Origin of the sequence: Bacillus cereus group sp. Bce019 (assembly GCF_051781745.1) — a bacterium.
GTDB lineage: Bacteria > Bacillota > Bacilli > Bacillales > Bacillaceae_G > Bacillus_A > Bacillus_A cereus.
Window position 1 is genome coordinate 194,027 of record NZ_JBPWJX010000002.1, and the last position, 21,014, is coordinate 215,040.

Consider the following 21,014-nt stretch of genomic DNA (forward strand, 5'->3'; position numbering starts at 1 on the left):
AATTTTCTAAAAAGAGGCAAGTATTGCCAAAAAGTGATAAAATGGAAAAAGCGAGGTGAAAAAAATTAATAGAGAGAAAGGGGGGAGAAATATGAAAGCAACAGGAGTTATTCGAAAAGTAGACGAATTAGGACGAATTGTTATCCCTAAAGAATTACGCGATGTATTGGGAATACAAATCAAATCACCGCTTGAAATTTTTGTAGAAGCAGATAAAATCATTTTACAAAAATATCAACCTTACAATGCTTGCCAAATCACAGGTGATGTTTCAGAGCAGAACATATCATTAGCAAATGGAAATATTACTGTTGGGATAGAGGGAGCGGAATATTTAGTAAAAGAAATAGAAAAGTTTTTAAACAAGAGTGAGGTTTAGTCTTAATTTATATTATTTTTCAAATTACATATCATTCTTTTAAAAGACTGTAAGAGGACCATTAATTGGTCCTTTTATTTTGGTTATTAGTTGAATGACCCAGGCTGTTATTTCCTATAAATCATAGGGGAAATACAAAAGTAGTATAGAGTTAGTAAATGATGTTGAGAAATATTTGAAAAGAAGGAAAACAAAAAGAATAAAACGAATGTTACATTTACACGTATTCAAAAGTGGTCTGAAATGAAAATAATACATTTTCAGGAGGGATTACGATGAGTAGTACAGTGAATAAACAAAAAGGTATACAATTGATTCCATTTACCGTAAATAAGGTTGTAGAACAAGTAAATGAAATTCCACCAGGTGTACAACTGATTCACGCTCCGCAAGTATGGGGAAAGAGTGTGAAGGGGCAAGATGTAGTCGTTGCCGTATTAGATACAGGGTGTGATACTAATCATATAGATTTAAAAGATCGTATTATCGGCGGAAGAAATTTCACAAAAGATTATGAAGCTGATCCAAATGTGTATCTTGATAATAACGGACATGGTACTCATGTCGCGGGGACGATTGCAGCAACTGAAAATGGTGTCGGTGTATTAGGAGTTGCACCACTTGCTAAAATGTTAGTATTAAAAGTTTTAGCGGGAGATGGTTCTGGAAGTTACGAGCAAATTATTGAGGCAATTCATTATGCTGTAAATTGGAGAGGGCCGAATCAAGAGAAAGTGAGAATTATTTCAATGTCACTTGGTGGTCCGCAAGATGTTCCAGAATTACATGAAGCAATTCAAAATGCGGTAAAGCAGGATGTTCTCGTCGTATGTGCTGCTGGGAATAATGGAGATTGTAATGATAATACAGAGGAACTAGATTACCCAGGTGCTTACTCGGAAGTAATTGAAGTCGGCGCTGTCAATTTAGAATGGAAAATCACATGTTTTAGTAATTCAAATCAAGAAATTGATTTAGTAGCGCCAGGTGATGAAATATTATCTACGTATCCAGATGGGAAATATGCAGTGTTAAGTGGAACTTCCATGGCGACGCCGCATGTTGCTGGAGCGCTTGCCTTGCTCATTAAACAGTGTGAGAAAGAATACGGTCGAAAGTTATCAGAGCCGGAAATATATGCACAACTTATTAAAAGAACTGTACCTTTAGGGTATGAACGTACATCCGAAGGGAATGGATTATTAGATTTATTAAAAGAATAGCCATATTAAAAAAACATCTCATATGAATATGAGATGTTTTTTTAATATGGCTCTGTCGCATGTAATACAACTTGTAATAAACCTGGGAATCTAGCATTTAAATCTTCTTCACGAATTGAAATGAAACGTTGTGTTCCTTCAAGGCGCGTGTACATAACACCTGACTCACGTAAAACTTTGAAATGGTGAGATAAAGTTGATTTCGCAATAGGGATGTTTAAAGCACCACAAGATTGTTCACTTTTCTCTAGTAACATATTTACAATTTGTAAACGAATTTGATCGCTAAGTGCATATAAGACAGAAGAAAATTGAATTTCTTCTCGATTTGGATGATAGAGTGTACGCATATTTCACCTACTTGTATAAGTTAAGATATTTGCACTATAACATATAAAGTGGTATATTTCTATTGTTCGAATATATTCGAACAATAGAAATATAGGGGGAGAAAAAATGAAGTATACAAAATTGCAAAAGGCAGGATTAAATATTTCAAAGTTGGGTTTAGGTACAAATGCAGTAGGGGGACATAATTTATATGCTGATGTGAATGAAGAAGAAGGAAAGCGATTAGTAGAAGAAGCTATTCAGCAAGGGATTACATTTTTTGATACAGCAGATTCATATGGTTTCGGTAGATCAGAGGAATTAGTAGGAGAAGTATTAAAGGGAAAACGTCATGAGTTTATACTTGCTACAAAAGGTGGAATTCAACCGTTGTTAAATGGAGAAACTTATATTAACAATGAACCAAGTTATTTAAGGAATGCTGTGGAAAATAGCTTAAGAAGATTACAGACTGAATATATTGATTTATATTATTTACACTTTACAAATCCTGAAACAAGTTACATAGATTCAATCGGAGAGCTTACTCATTTAAAAGAAGAAGGGAAAATTCGTTCAATTGGAATATCGAACGTAAACATAGAACAATTAAAAGAGGCGAATCAACATGGTCATATAGATGTTGTACAATCTCCATACAATATGTTAGAACGTACAGCTGAGGAAGAACTGTTGCCGTATTGTATAGAAGCGGGTATTTCATTTATTCCATATGGGCCTCTTGCTTTTGGAATATTAGGTGGAAAATATACAGAAGATTTCAAATTAAATGAAGTCGATTGGCGTCAAAATGTAAATCTATTTGAAGAAAATACATATAAGAGTAATTTTAAGAAAGTGAATAAGTTAAAAGGGCTAGCTAAAGAAAATGATATTGAAGTGTCTCATTTAGCGTTAGCATGGTTATTAAATAAAGAAGGAATTGATACTGTTATACCTGGTGGAAAGCGGGCAGAGCAGGTAAGAGAAAGTGTGAAAGCGGTAGACGTTGCATTGAATGAAAGAGTCATGAAAGAAATCCAATCTATTTTAGAAGATTAGTTAAACAGAGGGAGAGTACCCTCTGTTTATATAAGGAGAAGGTCTAAATGAACAGAGTACTAGCTGTATTTTTTATGATAATGTTTATGATCGGTACAGATACTTTCTTAATTTCACCACTGTTGCCGACATTGCAACAGGTGTATCATGTTTCAACTGAGTTGTCAGGATGGATGGTGAGTTCGTATGCTTTAGGGTATGCTGGATTTGCGCTTATTGCTGGTCCTATATCAGATGGATTAAACAGAAAAAAAGTGATGGTACTAGGTATGAGTTTTTTTGCAGTAAGTACGTTTTTGTGTGGAATTGCACCGAGTTTTTTATAGATGCTAAGATTTAGATTTTTAGCAGGTGTAAGTGCAGCTTTTGTATCTCCACAAGTGTGGGCATCTATTCCGCTCCTTATAGAGAAGAAGCAAATTGTGAAAGCAATTGGGGTTGCAACAGCAGGGTTATCAATCTCTCAAATTTTAGGGCTGCCACTGGGAGCTTATTTAGCAACGATACATTATACAATCCCATTCTATTTCATTGGTATATTATCAGCACTACTTGTCATTCTTATTTATGTTGTATTACCAGAAATCCAGTCGGTTCATATAGGTGGAAATAAAAAAGCGATTTTACAGCGTTATAAACAATTACTTACAGATTCAAAGGTTTCACTTTCTTATTTTGCATACTTTGTTTTTCAAACCGGAAATTTTGCTGCATTTTCATTTTTTGGTGTATGGCTTTCCATTCAATTTGGCTTACAAGTTCATGAAGTAGGTACAGCTATGCTCGTATTAGGGTTAGGAAATTTAACTGGTAATATTTTTGGTCCTAGAATCGTAAATAAAATTGGTTATAACCTTTCTTTCTATGGTGGAATTATATTTACAGCAGTGCTATATGTATTACTTCCACATGTAAAGAACATTGTATTGGTGGAGTTATCGTTCTTTGCTTTGTTTTTTTGGACAGGAATTTTGTTTGTATTAATGATGAGGCACTTACAAAACATATCTAGTGCAGCAAGAGGAACAGGAGCCGCGCTTGCAAATGCTTCTATGTATATTGGTCAAATGATTGGTGCGGCAATAGCAGGAATGTTATTTGCAGTATCTCACAATTTTATACTTATAGGTAGTTTTACTGCTTTACTATATATAGGAGCTTTATTTTTGTTTAGAAAAAGTGAAAAACTTACTGAAAGTAGTGAAACAGGAATTGCATCATAAAGCTTGTATAAATATTTCGCAAATCAGAATTAATAAGAGTGTGAATACATGAATGTGCTTTTAATTAAAGTAGTTACTAAAAGTATAGAAATAGTAGAAGAAATGGATTGTAACAAAGTTATGAGGAATCAAAAAATAAAAATCCCTATAAAGATAGGGATTTATATATCGGCATATAGTTCCTTGGAAAAGGATATACTTAGTTTAGCATATCGGACTACTTATATTTGTGAAATAGATGTGAAAGTAATGTGAAAAATGCCGAAGGAAAAAACTATTTAAATAGAGGGCAATTTAGATGGGGATATGGATTTTACATAAATGTTGTGTTATATTTCTACTTATCTGTTAATAATTACATATTTTAATTTTATTGGGGATAAAAGGGAGAGGTTTAAATGCAATGGTATTTGAAAGCTCTAAAGAATTATGGGAATTTTAGTGGTAGAGCTACGCGAAAAGAGTACTGGATTTTTAGTTTATCCAATATCGTAATTTTTTGGCTACTGTTATTTGTATCATCATTTTCAGAGGTGTTAGTTGCTATTATTGCGTTGCTATTTATGTTAGTAATGATTATACCAAGTTTTTCGGTTGGTGCACGACGATTACATGATATTGGGAAAACGGGATGGTGGCAACTATTAAATTTTGTACCGTTTGGTAGCGTTGTTTTACTTGTATTTTTTATCATTGAAAGTGAAGAAAATGACAATCAATACGGACCAAATCCGCATTCAGATTTAAAAGAAGCGATTTAATAAACTTATTTAGTTTGTAGCATTACTAGTTCAATTATTTTATCTATTATTAAAATGGTTTGCGTGGGCTAATATTATTAGGTTGATCTTTAGGTCTAGATGACTTTTGAAACTGTAAAAATGGAAAGATAAAGGCAGAGAGAATATAGCATGGAAAGAAAAAAATTCTAAATAAAAAGCACTGTTTTAGCTAATGTAGCTAAAACAGTGCTTTTCTCTTTGATTGAACAGTTGCAGCATTTTCATCATGTATACCTGCATCTTTAATAATTCGTTGTTTTGCTTTATTTAATAGATGGTTTACTGCTTCACCAAAATAGTTAGCTTCGCTTTTTGTGCGGGCTTCTCGTAAACATTTATAGTTTTCTAGCAGTTCCTCTTTTTCGGAGTTTGTTAAGAAATCTTCTATTTTCTTTTTTGTCATACGAAACACCCTTTCTCCTGACAAACGACGCAATAGAAAATATTTATTTCTCATTATAACAATAATTTTAAAAGAAAGTATACACTAACGTCGCAATAATTTGTCAATTTCTTGAATCTTCTCATCAGCTTTCCCAATTTGCGTATTTTTAGCCTGTTCGCCACCAAGAGCTTGATGTAGTAAGAAAGTTTGACCGGAAATAGCAGTTACAATGGATACTTTTATAATTTCTTTTATTGCGGTGACATCGAATAAAACGAGCCCAAGAAGTGCGGCTAGGCTACCAGTAAAAATGTCAGTTAAAAATCCAAAATGAAAAAATGTTTTCAAACGGCGTGGAAGCAATAACTTACCTTGGTTATTGATTAGATGGGAAACGAAGCCGGTAATGCCACCAACGAGTATAGCAGTTAGCCATTGATACATTTCCATCGAATCCACTCCTTTTAGTGAATAAGATTCGATTATTTTATATTGATTCCTTTTAATATTTCATATAAGCATATTGAGAAAGTTTGTTTGGGTATATTTTGTATTCAATTTAATTATAACAGAAAATTTCGAAAGGTTTCAGTCTATTATATGAATCATTTTTACAATAATATGAATGCAGAAAGGGGTGCGTGATATGAAGATAGATTATCGAATAAGAAGTGTAGATGGTTATACAAAAAATATAGGGGAATTAGTAAGCATGCTTGAGCATACGAGAGCTGTAACATTAGGCGAAGTAAAAAATTTATCAGTTGAGCAATTAGACTTAATTATGCAGAGCAGCGGAAATTCAATTGGTGCCTTATTAAAGCATATAGCAGCTATTGAAAAAGTTCATCAGCTTATTTCATTTCAAAATCGTGACTTTACAAAAGAAGAATTAGAAATATGGGAAGATGCACTGTATTTAGGGGAAGCGGGTAGAGCGATCCGTGGTCATGAAGTACAGTATTATGTACAACTTCTACAAAGTGTTCGAGAAGAATCTCTGAAGTATTTAAGTGAACAAAGTGATGAGTGGCTCATGTCAGAAAGAAAGTGGCCTAACGGTGTAATATATAACCAGCACTATCTTTGGTATCATGTGCTAGAAGATGAAATTAGTCACCGAGGACAAATTAGAATGTTCAAAAGAAAGTTGTTTGAAAATTATGTTAAATAATGTAGCTTTTTATAGGAGAATTCCATATAATGAGAGTAATTAAAAGAAGAACGGGGTGATGTATTATGGCGAAAATAACTTATATGAATAATAAACCAAATACAAAGGTGGATGGAAAGGGCGAGACTATATAAGTGAGCGCACGATCCTTCCGCTTAGCTTACACTAGGGAGGATATCAATTTGAATCAAAATATTTTAGAATCGTTCGGCTGGGATTCTTTTTTTGAGGAACAAGCTGTTGAGAACTTTGAAGTAGGACGAATTTTACTCGAGCATAAGCATATATATCGAATTATTTGTAATGATGGTGAGTATATGGCAGAACTGTCTGGGAAGTTTCGGCATGAAGCAGTTACGAAAGGCGATTATCCAGCAGTTGGTGATTGGGTGTATATAAAGAAAATAGAAGATGAAAAGAAAGCGATTATTCATCGTATTTTCCAGCGAAGAAGCTCTTTCTCAAGACAAGAGGCTGGAACAAGAACAGAAGAACAGATTATAGCAGCAAATGTAGATTATTTATTTTTAGTGAATGCACTTAATCATGATTTTAATGTTAGAAGGATGGAACGTTATTTATTATTAGCGTATGAAAGTGGCGCTATGCCAGTTATTGTTTTAACAAAGAGTAGTATATGTAATGATGTGGAAGAGAAAATTGTAGAAACGGAAGCTATAGCAATTGGTGTTCCTATTTTCGTTGTTGATAGTTTAGAGCATACAGGTATAGATTCGTTGAAACAATTCGTTTCTTCAGGGAAAACAATTGCTTTAGTTGGATCATCAGGGGTAGGAAAGTCAACTTTGTTAAATGCTCTAATAGGAATTGATGTAGCAAAAACGGGAGATATACGTGAAGAGGATAGTAGGGGGAGGCATACGACAACGCATCGAGAATTATTCCAATTGCCTAGTGGCGCTCTCGTGATTGATACGCCTGGCATGAGGGAATTGCAACTTTGGGAAGGAAGCGAAGCGATTCAAACAGCATTCTCTGATATTGAAGAACTTACGACAACATGTCGTTTCCGTGATTGTAAGCATGAGAATGAACCAGGATGCGCGGTGTATAGTGCAATTGAAAACGGACTTATTACGATAGATCGTTTGAAAAGCTATAAAAAATTACAAAGAGAACTGGCGTATTTTATGAGGAAACAAGATGCAATCCTTGCCAGAGCAGAGCGTGATAAATGGAAGAAAATTTCTAAACAACATAAAAAAATGTAAAAACCAAAGGGGCCCCTTTGGTTTTTTCTATTTGTAAATTTTATAATAATATTATTCGTATATATAGACAAAGAGAAATTAATTGTTTAAACTTTACAAAGTATTCACCATAATAGGTTATGAAAATAATAATTAAGGAATGGGAAATATTCATAATTAACTCAATTTAACTTTTGAATTTTAAAATTAGGAGGTTCATAATGGGTAAACTATTAAATTTGTTTCGTGATATGAAAGTAGCAAAAAAGCTATTAATTTCATTCTTTGTAATTTTAATTGCAGCCGTTTCTATAATCGGGGGCATGTCTTATCAAACTGCTAAAAAGAATTTTGAATCACAAATTACGAGTAGTGCTAACGATAATATAAAAATATTAGATAATTTAATCAATCAAATGATTGAAGCAAAATTTAACGATGTGAATAACTTTGCACGAGTAATTCAAGCGAATATGTATCAAGGGGATAATCAGGATGAGCTAAGAAAGACATTATCTCAGTATATCAATTTGAATATAGATGTTGAACAAGTGTATGTTGCCGGTAATGATAAGAAATTTGTACAGGAACCAAATATACAAATGGCAGCAGATTATGATCCAACAACACGACCTTGGTATAAAGATGCAGTGGCAAAACAAGGTGGTATTGTTGTTAGCGAGCCATATAAGGCAAAAGGAAATGGACATATTGTCGTAACGATTGCGAAACAAACAGAAGATAAAAATGGGGTTGTTGCGCTAGATTTAAGTTTAGACAATTTATTAAAAACAACAAAGTTAATCAATATTGGTAAAAAAGGATATGCCTTCATTTTAGATGGAAAGCAAAAAATCATTGCTCATCCACAAGAAAAATCAGGGGATAAAGCAGCTGATTCTTGGGCAAAGAAAATTTATGAAGATAATCATGGTGCTTTTACATATTCTTATGGTGGTAGTGAAAAGAATATGGTATTTGCTACAAACGTAAAAACAGGTTGGAAAATTGGTGGGACGATGTACGCAACTGAAGTAATTGAAGCTGCTCAACCTGTATTTTATAATATGTTAATTGTTATGCTTATCTCATTAGTAGTAGGCGGGGCACTTATTTATTTTGTGACACTTTCAATTACGAAGCCTTTAAAGAGATTAGTTGTTACCTCTAAAGAAATAAGCGAAGGGGATTTAACGCAAACAATTGAAATTCATTCTAATGATGAAATCGGCCAACTTGCTAAAGGCTTTAATGAGATGACGAATTCGTTACGGACGTTAATTGGAAGAATTAACGATTCAGTTGGGCATGTTGCAGCGGCATCAGAAGAGCTAACTGCAAGTGTAAGGCAAGCAAGTGAAGCGACTGAGCAAATCACAATCGCAATGGATGAAATATCAAGTGGGGCAACGATGCAAACAACAAGCGTAGAAAATGGCGCTATGTTACTGTTTGATGTAACGGAAGGAATTCAACATGTAGCAAATAGTTCATCATCTATTAATACGGCTTCTGCACATACTCGTGAAAAAGCAGAAGATGGTGGGAAACTAGTAGGAAGAACAGTAAACCAGATGCAGTCTATTGCAGAATCGGTTTCACAATCAGATGCAGTTATACAATTACTAAATAATAAATCAAAACAAATTGGTGATATTTTAGAAGTAATTCAAAATATTGCAGATCAAACAAACCTTCTAGCTCTAAATGCGGCGATTGAAGCCGCAAGAGCCGGTGAGCATGGAAGAGGTTTCGCAATTGTTGCAGATGAAGTGCGTAAATTGGCAGAGCAGTCTAGCGTATCTTCTAGTGAAATTAGTAAATTAATATGTGAAATACAAGATGATATGGGTAAGACAGTCAAATCTATGAATCATGTAAATGAGGAAGTTCAATCTGGACTTGTTATCGCAAATGAAACGAAGCAAAACTTTGCTGAAATCTTACAATCTACAAATGAAATAGCTAATCAAATTAAGACGATGGTTGAAACGGCTAATGGAATGTCAAAAGGGGCAAATGAAGTATCTATTTCGGTAGGACAAATTGCAATGACAGCACAAAATAATGCGACAAGCACACAAAATGTTGCGGCTTCAGCTGAAGAACAGCTAGCTTCGATGGAGGAAATTGGATCTGCAGCAGGCACGTTATCTCAAATGGCTGAAGAGTTGCAAGGACTAATTGACAGATTTAAAGTCTAATAGAGAACAGACTACCTCTAGTAGCATTATGCCAATAGAGGGGAGTCTGTTTTATTATGTAAAATCAAATGGAGATGTAAACTTCCTTTATGACGTTTAAAATGGTATTTCGTATAATATTTGTCGAAAAATAGAGGTATTTGTTAGCTTTGTGTATAATTATTAACGTATAGAATACAAATAAAAGGAGTGTATTATGGGAGTATACTGGGGGACAAAAAGACATTCTTGGCTTAGTTACGTCTCATTTTGGCTAAGTATTTCATTTTTTATTGTTTTTCTAATTGAAGTGTTTATATTAAAAACACTTTCGAATAGCTCGGTGCAAATTGTTAAATATTTTTATTTTATACTTGTACCAGTAAATATTTTTCTTAGTTTAAAGTTACTATTTAAGAAGAATGAAAAGAAAGCGTTACCTATTTTTAGTTTCATTGTCTCATTATTATTTGCAATTTTAATAATCGTATTAGTTTTAGCAGCTATAGGGAAGTTCTTTTAAGGGGAGTGGTATAAGTCACTCTCCTTTTTTATTTGTGGTAGTCTTACTATATATAAAAGTGTGAATGCTGTGAGCTAATAAAAGCAGAGAGTAGACAATATTTGCATGGATTAAAGTCTGACGTTATTTGAACTTGTAAGAGTGTATGGAGTAATGAGGTAATATACATAATAATGGAGATAGAATTAGTTATTTTATAAGTATGTATAAAGCAAATGAATACGGTAAGAACGGTGATATATGGTACAATAGCTATGGATAGTGATAGAGATAAAGGGTATATAAAATACTCATCGTTTTTTAGTAAGAGAGGGGTTATCTTATGCTATACGAGGATTTGGAGACATTATTTCAAACAGCTCCGAAAGAAGATAGAGGCGGATGGAAATATATAATCCAAGAACAAAATAATACATTTAAAATTGTTGATGAAATACTGAAAAATCAAATGAGTGTCGAATTATATTTTAATGAATACGATGAGGTGAAAATCACTTTATATAAAGATGGAATTCCCATTACGACTATGCAAAGAATTGCGATTTCAAAAGTTGAATTAGACGAAGATGAAGAAGGTATTCAATTTGTTTTAGAGCGCATGCCTAGTCGAATGATTCGGTTGCAGTTAAAGCCATATTTAGCATTAGAAATGGGGCCGTACTGGGAAGTATGTGATGATTGTGAATGAACATAAAAAAGCATCCAATAACATGGATGCTTTTTTATGTTTTTTGAAGTTGTTTAAACGCAATGATTGGAAGTATAACAATACTTACCCATCCAATGATAGGATATAGAATGTGAAGTAAGTCACTGTAACCGATGTAACTAAAGCAATAACTAATTAGTAAAATGAAGAAAATAATATTGTGATTTTTCCACCCAGTAATAGATTGCATCTGTTTTGTCATACCGAACACATTACCAACTAAAGTTGTGAAAACTTCACCGAAAATAATGAGAACAAAGAAGAAGTGAAAAGTTGCATTAAATCTTCTTATGACTTCAGCCATTGGGATGTTATATTGATAAAATTGATCGACTGATAAGATTGCTAAATGGCTGCATAATAAAATTAAAGAAAGTCCAGCACCACCTAAAATCCCACCCCAAAAAATGGCTTTTCGATCCTTTACTTCACTGGCTAATGGGACGAGAACACTTTGGGCGAGAGAAAGATTTAAGGCGACATATGTAATAGGGCTAGTAATCCATTGCATATTCCAGCTCTCTGCAGGAATAGTGTTATTAATGGAAGGTGTACCGTGAAAAAAGGTTGTAATAGCAAGTCCGATAATAAAAATCATCATAATAGGTACGACAAGTGTATTTACTTCAAAAACACCTTGTAATCCGCGGCTACTTATAATGAGACAAGCGATAACTGTAATAAGAATACCGAGTTGTCTTGGTAAGCGAAGTTGCTCTTCAAATACTGCACCAGCCCCTGATAACATAACGCTCGTTACGCCGAATAAAACGAGTAATAATAATGTGTTTACAACATTCCCAAATACATCCCCAAATAAATATTTGTTAAATTCTTGCGCTGAAAATGCCCCGATTTGTGATGAAAGTAACATCATCTTTGTGCCAAGCCAAATAAAAAAAAATCCACTTACACATATGCCAATTGTCCCGTATAATCCATTCACTGTGAAAAATTCAACAATTTCTCGTCCAGTAGCAAATCCAGCTCCAACGACAGTTCCGATATAAGTAGCGGCTACTTTCTTTGCTACTTGCCATTGTTGATTGTCCATGTTATCCCTCTTTCTACTATGATGAGCTTGATGTACTATTATGCATATGTATGAGCTTGGACAATTAGACGTATGAAGTGTTTGAAAAAATACATGAATTTAATGATATTAGGGAAGCATTAAAGGTGTTAAAACTTTGTTACATATAAGCCAATTGTTCGAAAGGAAAGGGAATGTATGGTAAAATGTAATTAGGTTATTAAAAGATAAACATTACAAAATGATAAGAGGAGTGATTGTATGAGTACGAAAACAAATGTTGTTGAAGTATTAAACAAGCAGGTAGCAAACTGGAATGTGTTATATGTTAAACTACATAATTATCACTGGTATGTGACAGGGCCACACTTCTTTACATTACATGAGAAATTTGAAGAGTTTTATAATGAGGCTGGAACGTATATTGATGAGTTAGCAGAACGTATTTTAGCTTTAGAAGGTAAACCATTAGCGACAATGAAAGAATATCTCGCAACATCTAGTGTCAGCGAAGGGACAAGCAAAGAATCTGCAGAAGAAATGGTGCAAACATTAGTGAATGATTATTCTGCACTTATTCAAGAATTAAAAGAAGGTATGGAAGTTGCAGGTGAAGCTGGTGATGAAACATCAGCTGACATGCTGTTAGCAATTCATACAACATTAGAACAGCATGTATGGATGCTAAGTGCATTCTTAAAATAACGATAAATATAATAGAAACCCATTGAAAAATTATTTCAATGGGTTTTTTTATGATTTTTCAGTTTTCTTTTATGCTATAATATAGTAAAAAGGAGGCGATGCGATGTTTCGCTTTTTCAGAACTGGAAAAGAAGAGCGGGAAATTACGAAAGATGAATTAGAACAAGCGATGGCTCAGTTTTTAGAAACGAATGCTAATATCGTTTATACAGTATTAGTAAATGAAGATTATACAGTAAATTATGATTTGTTAAAACCGTATTTACCTGCATTTCCAACAAATGATTTTCTCATAACGAAGGAAACGCTTGAGGTATTTGAACATACAGCAGAAAATTTAAGCCTAGTGAAAGAAATTGATGTCGTACAAAAAGCAGTAGATCAATACGTAACAGAAAAAGAAATGTTCCCAATTGTTGAAGGTAGCGAAGATCGCCTCATATGCGGAATGAAGCTAGGACCTTACTTAAATCGTAGCTTAAAAAGAGACTTATATATTTCAGAAAAACATTATTTAGTTTCAAGTAAACCAGATAGAAAAAAACAAAAGAGCGGGTAGATGTAATGAAAACAACAATACATATATTGTTGTCTTTTTTTGTTTTTTAAAATATTGATTTTTCAGTCTATTATTATTTATACTAAATGTATTGGACAGGGAAGAGTAACTATTAAGCATCTTTTTGAGAATAAGGTATTGTTAGCGTGGGTTATACAAAGTGGTATAAAGATTCGCAAAAAATATTATAAAAGGTTTCGGGGGAATTGGTACATGAAAAATAGCATGACTTACATTCAATTATTAAATGAAACGTTACGTTGTTATGCAAATAAAGGAAGTTTTGAAGCGTACAATTATATAATGGAAAACGCTACAGGTGTAATAGGGAATGAGGCGCAAATATATAATTTTAAGTATGCACTCGCAAGTGCATCGGGACTTGAAAAAGAAGCATTACATTTAATGAGAGAGGCCATTATAGAAAAGGGATTCTGGTATGGAAATGAGTATTTAATTTCCGACGAAGATTTAAAATCACTACATAAATTTGAAGAATTTCATACAATGGTGCAATTATGTAAAGAAAGAGAAGAATTAGCACATAAAAAGGAAAGACCAGATGTGAAATATATATACAGCAAGAAAGAAGGAAATCTACTACTTACATTGCACGGTGACCAAGAAAATATTCAAATAGTAGAGCCATATTGGAAATCAGTTTTGACACAAGATTACACGTTAGCTTTACCACAGTCTTCACAAATTCAGTTTTTAGATGGATTTGTTTGGGATGATATAGAGAGAGGGAAAGAAGAATTAAAAGGGCATTACAATAAGTTTATAGAAAACCATACAGTAGAAAATGTAATCATTGGTGGTTTTTCTGCAGGGGCAAGAGTAGCTTTATATACGATTTTGCAAAAAGATATAGAGGTTGATGGTTTTGTTTTTATGGCACCATGGCTTCCCGAGATTGAAGAATGGGATGAGTTGCTAAGAGTGCTGCAGGATAAACATATAAAAGGATATATAGTATGCGGGGATCAAGATGAAGATTGTTTCGAATCCACGCAGCAATTTGTACAACTATTAAGAGAGAAGAATATAGAACATAAGTATAAAGTTGTGCCTGACTTAGATCATGATTATCCTATTAACTTTGAAGAGCTATTAAAAGAAGCTATTGAATATATAGGAAATGAAAACAATAAGTAGTAAGAAAAAGAGATGCATCATATGTGATGCATCTCTTTTTAGAATTATAAATTAAAAGCATTTGCTAATAAGCGATAAGACTTTAATTTATGTTCAAATTGATGAGTAATCGTGACAATCATAAATTCGTCAGTATTGTATGCTTTGCTTAAGTTTATTATTTTTTCTTTTACAGAAGACGGATCACCAACAATCATACGTTGACGATTTTCTTTTATACGGAATAAATCATAAGCGCTGTATGAATAATTTTGAGCAGTTTCAATAGAAGGTGTACCAGTAGTTCGTTTTCCTTGCTCTAATAATAAGATTGATAAATCTAAACTAGAAGCAATTTTTTCCGCTTCTTCATTTGTTTCTCCGCATATAACAAAAATGGCAACGATTGAATTAGGCTTATCTCCTAAAAATGAAGGCTGATATTGTTCTTGGTAAGCCCTCATAACTTCAGGGCCTCCGAAGCCATTAATAAATTGCGCAAATGCGAAAGAAGCTCCGTTGTTTGCAGCAATTTTAGCGCTCTCTCCGCTAGAACCGAGCATCCACATTTCAGGAGACGTTGGGATAACTGGAGTGGCTTTTAAGTTTGCATAGTGATGGTTTTCTGGTACTTGATCATGTAAGTACATTGCAACATCTGCAATTTGTTCTGGATATTGATCAAGTGAGACCATTTTCCCTTCTTGAAGTGCGCGAGTTGCTATTGGCATACCACCAGGAGCTCTACCAACACCGAGATCGATGCGGTTCGGATACAGTGCTTCTAGAACACGGAAATTCTCAGCGACTTTATATGGGCTATAATGCGGTAACATAACACCACCTGAACCGACTCTAATACGGTCCGTTTTCGCGGCAATATGAGAAATAAGTATTTCTGGACTTGAACCAGCTAAGCTTACGGAATTATGATGTTCGGATACCCAAAAACGTGTGAATCCGAGTTTTTCAACTTCTTGTGCAAGCGTAACTGTATGTGAAAAAGCTTGGGCTGCTGTGCTACCATCTGAAATAGGTGATTGGTCTAATACACTTAACTTGATCATAGAATATACCTCTCAATCTTAATGTACATCCTATTATATATTTACTTATGAAAAATGCGTAGTGAAATGCTCAAAATGAAAAGCGGATAATCTTATTTCCGCTTTTAACGAGAAAATCCGCGTTCATAATGATTCATTTCGACTAGATTTAAAATATATTCATAGTTGTCAATTTCACGTTTTAGTTGTTCACGTTCTTTTTCAGATAGTGTCATATTGTTAAGTTTTTTACATAAGTTTTGTTTCTTTAATTCTAAATGTTTTTTTGTAGCATGGTAGTCATAAGTATGTTTCATTTTTAACCACTCCTTCTTTGCAGTTGCTATATTATACGAAGTATAAAGAAATGTGAGATCTGTCTCTTATGTACTTTTAGTGAATATTCAAATTGCAATGATGTTATGTTTATGGGGATGTATGAATAAAATGCATTAAACCACTAACGTCCATTTGATGAAGTAAGGGGTGGAATTGTGCAGAAAGATATAATGTATAACACTGAAATGGATGAAGCGTTAAAAGTTATAGATAAAGGATTGAAGAAGACGATAAGCCCAAAACAAATTATTGTAGTGGGAGCTGGTATGGCTGGGTTAGTTTCAGCTTCTTTATTAAAGGCTGCAGGACATGATGTGAAAATTTTTGAAGCAAATAACCGGGTAGGTGGCCGTATAGAAACGGTTAGAATGGAAGATACCGGATTATATTTAGATGTTGGAGCAATGAGGATTCCATATTCGCATACATTAACGATGACATATATAAGAAAATTTGGGCTACAGGTGAGACCTTTTATTAATAGGAATGAGACGGATATTATATACGTAAATGGACGGAAAACGACGTTAAAACAATATGAAAAAGATCCAAGTATTCTAAGATATCCTGTGGAAATGAATGAAGTTGGAAAAACGTCAGAGGAATTATTATTGTTAGCGGTACAGCCCATTATAAATTTTATAAAAAAGAACCCAGAAAAAAATTGGGACGTTGTAGTAAAGGATTTTGGGAGATATTCCACAGGACAATTTTTGAAGTATCATCCTTATCAGTATAATACTTACTTTTCGCCAGTAACAATTGAGATGATCGGTGTTCTATTAGATCTAGAAGGTTTTTTAGAACGGTCGTTTGTAGAGACTTTACGCTTTCTATACATTATGCAAGAGGAGAGCGGATTTTGTGAAATTGTGGGCGGGAATGATAGATTACCAAAGTCATTTTTACCGCAATTAGAAGAAAATATTATATATAATCAAAAATTAATGAAGTTACATCAACACGATAATGGTGTGACAGCTTTCTATCGGAACGAGGAAACTTTTGAATATAGCAGTATTACAGGAGATTTAGTTATTGTTACCATTCCGTTTTCGACAATGCGTTTTGTAGAAGTAGATCCGTTTGATTCTATATCTCATGAAAAATGGAAAGCAATTCGTGAATTACATTATATGCCTGCGACGAAAATAGGAATTCAATTTAAAAGCCGATTTTGGGAAGAACAAGGACAATTAGGTGGCAGAATTATAACAGATTTGCCAATTCGTTATGCCTATTATCCAAGTTATGGAATTGGTGAGAAAGGACCGGCTATGATGTTAGGTAGCTATACATGGTCTTATGACGCATTGTTATGGGATGGTTTATCGAAAGGTGATCGTATTTATTACGCATTACACAACTTAGCAACAATATTAGGTGGTCAAGTGTATGATGAGTTTATATCTGGAATATCAAAAAGCTGGACATTGGATCCGTATGCGCTTGGAGGATTTGCACTTTTTCAAGCAGGTCAAGAATCTGAGCTGCAACCAGCGATTGTCAAACCAGAGGGGAGAATATTCTTCGCTGGAGATCATACAACGCTATATCACGGATGGATTCAAGGTGCGATTGAATCTGGAATTCGTGTAGCGGCGGAAGTGAATGAGTAAAAGGTTTTTAATTCAGAAAATTCTTTACTATATAACTTGAGATGGATATTATTATATATAAAAGAATTATGGGGAGTGTTTACAGTGAATCCGTTATTATTCGATTTTCCTTCTGAATTTTATACTGACAGGCTTTTTATTCGAATGCCGAAACCAGGAGATGGTAAAGTTGTATATGATGCAATTCAGGCTTCAATACAAGAACTGAAACCTTGGATGGTGTTTGCACAAAAAGAGCAAACAGAGCAAGAAATAGAAGAAAGTATTAGAAAATCACATATTCAATTTTTGCAACGTGAGGATTTAAGATTACTAGTATTTTCGAAAGAAACAGGTGAATTTATTGCTTCAGCCGGATTACATCGTATTAATTGGGATATACCTCAATTTGAAATCGGATATTGGATTGATACAAGGTTTAGCGGAAAAGGCTATATGGTAGAGGCTGCGAAAGGTATAACGGATTACGCTTTTTCTGAATTGAAAGCAAACCGTGTAGAAATTCGTTGTGATTCTTTAAATAAGAAGAGTAGAGCGATACCTGAGAAATTAGGCTTTAAGTTAGAAGGTACGTTAGAAAGTGCGAGTGTTGCGGTAGATGGAAACGGATTAAGGGATATGTGTGTATTTGCCATGACTAGAAATACATATGAAAAAGAAGAGCTGTAAGAAAACAGCTCTTCTTTTTATGCATTATGGTACAGGATGCCCATTAGAGCTTTCGAAAATTGTAAACCATTGTTGACGATCTAAGTTAACGTTTGTAGCAAGAGCAGCTGTTTTTACGCGATCTAATTTACCTGAGCCAACGATTGGCATCATATTAGCTGGATGAGCAAGTAACCAAGCATACATAACCGTATCGATATTAGAAACACCTAGCTCAGTAGCAACTTTTTGCACAGTTTCGCGTACACGTACAGCACGTTCTGATTGACCAGTAAAGATCTCACCACCAGCAAGAGGTGACCAAATCATTGGATTGATTCGTTTTTCTTGGCATAAGTCAATTGTTCCTTTTTCAAAATGCTCAAGCTGCAATGCAGAAACTTCAATTTGGTTCGTAATAAGTGGAAAATCTAAGTACGAACTTAACATATTAAATTGTGAAGGTAAGAAGTTAGATACACCGAAGTGACGAACTTTTCCTTCTTGTTTTAATTGTGAAAAGGCTTTTGCCACTTCATTTGGATCCATAAAAGGGTCGGGACGATGAATAAGTAATACGTCAATATAATCTGTATGTAAGTTGTTAAGTGATGCTTCTACACTTTGCATAATATGCTCTGTACTAGTATTGTAGTGAGCAACATATCGTTCTGGAAATTTCGGTGATGGGGGAGCGATTCCACACTTTGTAATAATTTGCATGTTTTCTCGTAAGGAAGGCTTTAACTGTAAAGCTTCGCCAAATAACCCTTCACACGTATATCCGCCGTAAATATCAGCGTGATCAAAAGTAGTAATTCCCATATCCATACAATCTTCAATGAAAGAAAGTAATTCTTGTTTTGTCATATTCCATTCTGCTAAACGCCAAAATCCTTGAATAATACGAGAAAATTCTAGCGTTTCAGCCATTTGAACTCGCTCCATTATAAGTACCCCCTTGATGAATGATTATTATTTTGAAAAGGCTTTCTTACTACATATTATTATATAGTTAGAGGGGCGTACAAACAATAAATATGTTTTGCTACAAAAACGATTTTCTCTATATGTTATAATGTAGAAACATATAGCTAGAAGGAGATGTACGAAATGATTCCAGTAACAATATTAACTGGTTTTCTTGGATCTGGGAAAACGACATTATTAAATCGTATTTTATCAGAAAATCACGGTAAGAAATTAGCGGTGATTGTAAATGAAATAGGGCAAATTGGCATTGATAATCAGTTGATTATGAATGTGGAAGAAGAAATTATGGAAATGACAAATGGCTGTTTATGCTGTACTGTACGTGAAGATTTACTCGTTGCTTTAAAACAGTTACTGGACGTAAAAGCGGAAGGGAAAATGGATTTTGATGGTTTAGTAATTGAAACGACTGGCCTTGCAAATCCAGGCCCGATTATTCAAACATTCTTTTTAGATCCAGTCATTCAATCTGCTTACCAAATTAACGGTGTTGTAACGGTAGTAGATAGTTATCATATACATAAACATTTTGAAAAAGGATTAGAAGCAAAAGAGCAAATTGCGTTTGCTGATGTCGTTTTAGTAAATAAATTAGATTTAATTGAAGAGAATGAGAAAGAAAATCTCTTGCATGAAATTCAAGGAATTAACCCGACTGCAAAGTTAATTGAGGCGACTAACTGTGAGGTAGATATACCATCTTTATTACAAATCCAAACGTTTAAAACGAAAGATAAGTTGCAAATTTACCCTCATAAAGAACATAACCACTTAGAAGGTGTGAAATCATTTGTATTACGTGAAGAACGTCCGCTGGATTTACAAAAGCTTAATGAGTGGATGTCAGCTGTCGTTCAAGAGCTAGGGGAATATTTATATCGTTACAAAGGAATTTTATCGATAGATGGAGTAGATAAACGTATCGTTTTCCAAGGTGTACATACGTTATTTGCTGCTTCGTACGATAGAGAGTGGCAAGAGGGAGAAGAGCGAGTAAGTGAAGTAGTTTTTATCGGAAGAGATATTAATAAAGAGTGGTTCCAAGAACATTTCGAGGAGTGTGTGAAATAAGTCTGCGTAAATTGTAGGCTTATTTTTTATGAGCACTCTATTAGATTGTAAAACAGAATTAAATAAGGGAAAGAAACTAAAAATTGATAACTGTATAATAAAAAGCCTGTTTTCACAGGCTTGTATTTTCGTCTATTAGTAACTCCATTACAACACCTACAACTGGACCTTCATCATCAATATCCCCATTTAAGCGGAAACCAAATGATTCATACAGTCCCATTGCAAGTTTGTTGTCTGGATGTAAACTTAAGTAAATTATTTTACATTCAAATTTTTCTTGTAAGAATTGAATGAGTAAGCGAAGGAAACGTTTTGCGTATCCTTTTCCTTGATATTGTTGGTCAATCATAAAGCGATCGAGCCATACACTTTTATGTTTTACTGAATACCATCCATACATTGCGTATCCTACAAGTGTTTCGCCATCATATAAACCTACTGACGTTCCGTTTCCTTCATATAATGATTCTGCTAAAGAAAACGCGTTACTTTCAATAAATTGTTGCTGATCTTTTGCGACGTCTAAAGCAACTACTGAACGCCAATTTTTTGCTGTTACTTCACAAATGTGAAGATTCATAATTCCAACTCACCTTCTAAATTAATATAGCTTTCAAGCTAATATGGATAATTTTACTTGTTATTTTGGTCAAGTCAAGGATAAATACATAAAAAGG

The 21,014-nt window shown here is 34.0% G+C and carries 24 protein-coding genes and 2 pseudogenes; 18 read left to right on the plus strand and 8 right to left on the minus strand.

The window, feature by feature from the left end:
• The first annotated feature begins 91 nt into the window (after positions 1-91).
• Together ACS2QP_RS04355 and ACS2QP_RS04360 are read left to right on the plus strand one after the other, a co-directional pair.
• A complete protein-coding gene (locus ACS2QP_RS04355) occupies positions 92-379 on the plus strand; it encodes an AbrB/MazE/SpoVT family DNA-binding domain-containing protein (RefSeq protein WP_000648324.1) in 288 nt (95 codons plus the stop codon).
• 275 nt (positions 380-654) lie between these two features.
• On the plus strand, positions 655-1,602 hold the full coding sequence (locus tag ACS2QP_RS04360) for a serine protease (protein WP_438882155.1): 948 nt from the start codon (positions 655-657) through the stop codon (positions 1,600-1,602).
• A 41-nt stretch (positions 1,603-1,643) separates the two neighbouring features.
• Here the strand turns inward: ACS2QP_RS04360 and ACS2QP_RS04365 are convergent, their stop codons facing one another.
• Positions 1,644-1,952 carry an ArsR/SmtB family transcription factor gene (locus tag ACS2QP_RS04365; RefSeq protein ID WP_001259909.1) on the minus strand — a complete coding sequence of 103 codons (309 nt, stop codon included), beginning with the start codon at positions 1,950-1,952 and terminating at the stop codon, positions 1,644-1,646.
• Between the two features lie 106 nt (positions 1,953-2,058).
• Here ACS2QP_RS04365 and ACS2QP_RS04370 point away from each other — a divergent pair, with 106 nt between their 5' ends.
• The 4 genes and pseudogenes from ACS2QP_RS04370 (at position 2,059) to ACS2QP_RS04385 (ending at position 4,978) form a co-directional block, all read left to right on the plus strand.
• On the plus strand, positions 2,059-2,994 hold the full coding sequence (locus tag ACS2QP_RS04370) for an aldo/keto reductase (protein ID WP_000877965.1): 936 nt from the start codon (positions 2,059-2,061) through the stop codon (positions 2,992-2,994).
• Positions 2,995-3,041: 47 nt separating this feature from the next.
• Positions 3,042-4,217, plus strand: a pseudogene (locus ACS2QP_RS04375) (MFS transporter).
• Positions 4,218-4,265: 48 nt separating this feature from the next.
• The gene (locus tag ACS2QP_RS04380; protein ID WP_001101738.1) at positions 4,266-4,472 is read left to right on the plus strand and encodes a hypothetical protein; all 207 of its coding nucleotides are present in this window, start codon (positions 4,266-4,268) and stop codon (positions 4,470-4,472) included.
• A gap of 143 nt (positions 4,473-4,615) precedes the next feature.
• Positions 4,616-4,978: a DUF805 domain-containing protein gene (locus ACS2QP_RS04385; protein ID WP_438882156.1), complete on the plus strand. Its 363-nt coding sequence runs from the start codon at positions 4,616-4,618 to the stop codon at positions 4,976-4,978.
• Positions 4,979-5,177: 199 nt separating this feature from the next.
• Here the strand turns inward: ACS2QP_RS04385 and ACS2QP_RS04390 are convergent, their stop codons facing one another.
• Both ACS2QP_RS04390 and ACS2QP_RS04395 read right to left on the minus strand, forming a co-directional pair.
• Positions 5,178-5,402, minus strand: a complete 225-nt coding sequence (locus tag ACS2QP_RS04390; RefSeq protein WP_000162602.1) for a hypothetical protein — start codon at positions 5,400-5,402, stop codon at positions 5,178-5,180.
• An 84-nt stretch (positions 5,403-5,486) separates the two neighbouring features.
• Positions 5,487-5,834 carry a DUF4257 domain-containing protein gene (locus ACS2QP_RS04395; RefSeq protein ID WP_000426310.1) on the minus strand — a complete coding sequence of 116 codons (348 nt, stop codon included), beginning with the start codon at positions 5,832-5,834 and terminating at the stop codon, positions 5,487-5,489.
• A 196-nt stretch (positions 5,835-6,030) separates the two neighbouring features.
• Between ACS2QP_RS04395 and ACS2QP_RS04400 the strand changes: the two genes are divergently transcribed.
• From ACS2QP_RS04400 to ACS2QP_RS04425, 6 genes and pseudogenes are all read left to right on the plus strand, one after another.
• The gene (locus tag ACS2QP_RS04400; RefSeq protein WP_000687339.1) at positions 6,031-6,558 is read left to right on the plus strand and encodes a DinB family protein; all 528 of its coding nucleotides are present in this window, start codon (positions 6,031-6,033) and stop codon (positions 6,556-6,558) included.
• Between the two features lie 182 nt (positions 6,559-6,740).
• Positions 6,741-7,790: a ribosome small subunit-dependent GTPase A gene (gene rsgA, locus ACS2QP_RS04405; RefSeq protein ID WP_001073052.1), complete on the plus strand. Its 1,050-nt coding sequence runs from the start codon at positions 6,741-6,743 to the stop codon at positions 7,788-7,790.
• 302 nt (positions 7,791-8,092) lie between these two features.
• Positions 8,093-9,031: pseudogene (locus ACS2QP_RS04410) on the plus strand (HAMP domain-containing protein); the annotation flags it as partial.
• A gap of 150 nt (positions 9,032-9,181) precedes the next feature.
• Complete coding sequence (locus tag ACS2QP_RS04415; RefSeq protein WP_438882228.1) at positions 9,182-9,973, plus strand: methyl-accepting chemotaxis protein; 792 nt, start codon at positions 9,182-9,184, stop codon at positions 9,971-9,973.
• 196 nt (positions 9,974-10,169) lie between these two features.
• Positions 10,170-10,475 (plus strand): hypothetical protein, encoded by a 306-nt coding sequence (locus ACS2QP_RS04420; RefSeq protein WP_000539571.1) that lies wholly within the window; start codon positions 10,170-10,172, stop codon positions 10,473-10,475.
• Between the two features lie 322 nt (positions 10,476-10,797).
• Positions 10,798-11,163, plus strand: a complete 366-nt coding sequence (locus tag ACS2QP_RS04425) for a DUF3979 family protein (protein WP_000965068.1) — start codon at positions 10,798-10,800, stop codon at positions 11,161-11,163.
• A gap of 34 nt (positions 11,164-11,197) precedes the next feature.
• Here ACS2QP_RS04425 and ACS2QP_RS04430 read toward each other — a convergent pair whose 3' ends face one another.
• Positions 11,198-12,238: a YkvI family membrane protein gene (locus tag ACS2QP_RS04430; protein WP_438882157.1), complete on the minus strand. Its 1,041-nt coding sequence runs from the start codon at positions 12,236-12,238 to the stop codon at positions 11,198-11,200.
• A gap of 240 nt (positions 12,239-12,478) precedes the next feature.
• Here ACS2QP_RS04430 and ACS2QP_RS04435 point away from each other — a divergent pair, with 240 nt between their 5' ends.
• The 3 genes from ACS2QP_RS04435 to ACS2QP_RS04445 all read left to right on the plus strand — a co-directional run bounded on the left by ACS2QP_RS04435 (position 12,479) and on the right by ACS2QP_RS04445 (position 14,639).
• Positions 12,479-12,922 carry a Dps family protein gene (locus ACS2QP_RS04435; protein WP_000105199.1) on the plus strand — a complete coding sequence of 148 codons (444 nt, stop codon included), beginning with the start codon at positions 12,479-12,481 and terminating at the stop codon, positions 12,920-12,922.
• A 103-nt stretch (positions 12,923-13,025) separates the two neighbouring features.
• On the plus strand, positions 13,026-13,481 hold the full coding sequence (locus ACS2QP_RS04440; protein ID WP_000488210.1) for a DUF3939 domain-containing protein: 456 nt from the start codon (positions 13,026-13,028) through the stop codon (positions 13,479-13,481).
• A gap of 213 nt (positions 13,482-13,694) precedes the next feature.
• The gene (locus ACS2QP_RS04445) at positions 13,695-14,639 is read left to right on the plus strand and encodes an alpha/beta hydrolase (protein ID WP_000798315.1); all 945 of its coding nucleotides are present in this window, start codon (positions 13,695-13,697) and stop codon (positions 14,637-14,639) included.
• A 44-nt stretch (positions 14,640-14,683) separates the two neighbouring features.
• On the opposite strand, the gene ACS2QP_RS04450 is transcribed toward ACS2QP_RS04445, so the two are convergent.
• Positions 14,684-15,685, minus strand: coding sequence for an LLM class flavin-dependent oxidoreductase (locus ACS2QP_RS04450; RefSeq protein WP_000594045.1), 1,002 nt, complete (start codon positions 15,683-15,685; stop codon positions 14,684-14,686).
• A 104-nt stretch (positions 15,686-15,789) separates the two neighbouring features.
• The gene (locus ACS2QP_RS04455) at positions 15,790-15,981 is read right to left on the minus strand and encodes a DUF3896 family protein (protein WP_000683361.1); all 192 of its coding nucleotides are present in this window, start codon (positions 15,979-15,981) and stop codon (positions 15,790-15,792) included.
• Between the two features lie 177 nt (positions 15,982-16,158).
• Here ACS2QP_RS04455 and ACS2QP_RS04460 point away from each other — a divergent pair, with 177 nt between their 5' ends.
• Both ACS2QP_RS04460 and ACS2QP_RS04465 read left to right on the plus strand, forming a co-directional pair.
• Entirely contained in the window at positions 16,159-17,622 is a 1,464-nt protein-coding gene (locus ACS2QP_RS04460) for a flavin monoamine oxidase family protein (protein WP_001168120.1), read from the plus strand.
• 84 nt (positions 17,623-17,706) lie between these two features.
• On the plus strand, positions 17,707-18,291 hold the full coding sequence (locus tag ACS2QP_RS04465; protein ID WP_016124471.1) for a GNAT family N-acetyltransferase: 585 nt from the start codon (positions 17,707-17,709) through the stop codon (positions 18,289-18,291).
• Between the two features lie 24 nt (positions 18,292-18,315).
• Here the strand turns inward: ACS2QP_RS04465 and ACS2QP_RS04470 are convergent, their stop codons facing one another.
• On the minus strand, positions 18,316-19,218 hold the full coding sequence (locus tag ACS2QP_RS04470) for an aldo/keto reductase (RefSeq protein WP_000442799.1): 903 nt from the start codon (positions 19,216-19,218) through the stop codon (positions 18,316-18,318).
• Positions 19,219-19,383: 165 nt separating this feature from the next.
• Here ACS2QP_RS04470 and ACS2QP_RS04475 point away from each other — a divergent pair, with 165 nt between their 5' ends.
• Positions 19,384-20,334, plus strand: coding sequence for a CobW family GTP-binding protein (locus ACS2QP_RS04475; RefSeq protein ID WP_000613421.1), 951 nt, complete (start codon positions 19,384-19,386; stop codon positions 20,332-20,334).
• A gap of 112 nt (positions 20,335-20,446) precedes the next feature.
• On the opposite strand, the gene ACS2QP_RS04480 is transcribed toward ACS2QP_RS04475, so the two are convergent.
• On the minus strand, positions 20,447-20,917 hold the full coding sequence (locus tag ACS2QP_RS04480) for a GNAT family N-acetyltransferase (RefSeq protein ID WP_001048677.1): 471 nt from the start codon (positions 20,915-20,917) through the stop codon (positions 20,447-20,449).
• Positions 20,918-21,014 lie beyond the last annotated feature (97 nt).

Coding starts and splice junctions, on each gene's coding strand:
- ACS2QP_RS04355 (WP_000648324.1), top strand. CDS start 92: ATGAAAGCAACAGGAGTTATTCGAAAAGTAGACGAATTAGGACGAATT.
- ACS2QP_RS04360 (WP_438882155.1), top strand. CDS start 655: ATGAGTAGTACAGTGAATAAACAAAAAGGTATACAATTGATTCCATTT.
- ACS2QP_RS04365 (WP_001259909.1), bottom strand. CDS start 1,952: ATGCGTACACTCTATCATCCAAATCGAGAAGAAATTCAATTTTCTTCT.
- ACS2QP_RS04370 (WP_000877965.1), top strand. CDS start 2,059: ATGAAGTATACAAAATTGCAAAAGGCAGGATTAAATATTTCAAAGTTG.
- ACS2QP_RS04380 (WP_001101738.1), top strand. CDS start 4,266: ATGAATGTGCTTTTAATTAAAGTAGTTACTAAAAGTATAGAAATAGTA.
- ACS2QP_RS04385 (WP_438882156.1), top strand. CDS start 4,616: ATGCAATGGTATTTGAAAGCTCTAAAGAATTATGGGAATTTTAGTGGT.
- ACS2QP_RS04390 (WP_000162602.1), bottom strand. CDS start 5,402: ATGACAAAAAAGAAAATAGAAGATTTCTTAACAAACTCCGAAAAAGAG.
- ACS2QP_RS04395 (WP_000426310.1), bottom strand. CDS start 5,834: ATGGAAATGTATCAATGGCTAACTGCTATACTCGTTGGTGGCATTACC.
- ACS2QP_RS04400 (WP_000687339.1), top strand. CDS start 6,031: ATGAAGATAGATTATCGAATAAGAAGTGTAGATGGTTATACAAAAAAT.
- ACS2QP_RS04415 (WP_438882228.1), top strand. CDS start 9,182: ATGCAAACAACAAGCGTAGAAAATGGCGCTATGTTACTGTTTGATGTA.
- ACS2QP_RS04420 (WP_000539571.1), top strand. CDS start 10,170: ATGGGAGTATACTGGGGGACAAAAAGACATTCTTGGCTTAGTTACGTC.
- ACS2QP_RS04425 (WP_000965068.1), top strand. CDS start 10,798: ATGCTATACGAGGATTTGGAGACATTATTTCAAACAGCTCCGAAAGAA.
- ACS2QP_RS04430 (WP_438882157.1), bottom strand. CDS start 12,238: ATGGACAATCAACAATGGCAAGTAGCAAAGAAAGTAGCCGCTACTTAT.
- ACS2QP_RS04435 (WP_000105199.1), top strand. CDS start 12,479: ATGAGTACGAAAACAAATGTTGTTGAAGTATTAAACAAGCAGGTAGCA.
- ACS2QP_RS04440 (WP_000488210.1), top strand. CDS start 13,026: ATGTTTCGCTTTTTCAGAACTGGAAAAGAAGAGCGGGAAATTACGAAA.
- ACS2QP_RS04445 (WP_000798315.1), top strand. CDS start 13,695: ATGAAAAATAGCATGACTTACATTCAATTATTAAATGAAACGTTACGT.
- ACS2QP_RS04450 (WP_000594045.1), bottom strand. CDS start 15,685: ATGATCAAGTTAAGTGTATTAGACCAATCACCTATTTCAGATGGTAGC.
- ACS2QP_RS04455 (WP_000683361.1), bottom strand. CDS start 15,981: ATGAAACATACTTATGACTACCATGCTACAAAAAAACATTTAGAATTA.
- ACS2QP_RS04470 (WP_000442799.1), bottom strand. CDS start 19,218: ATGGAGCGAGTTCAAATGGCTGAAACGCTAGAATTTTCTCGTATTATT.
- ACS2QP_RS04475 (WP_000613421.1), top strand. CDS start 19,384: ATGATTCCAGTAACAATATTAACTGGTTTTCTTGGATCTGGGAAAACG.
- ACS2QP_RS04480 (WP_001048677.1), bottom strand. CDS start 20,917: ATGAATCTTCACATTTGTGAAGTAACAGCAAAAAATTGGCGTTCAGTA.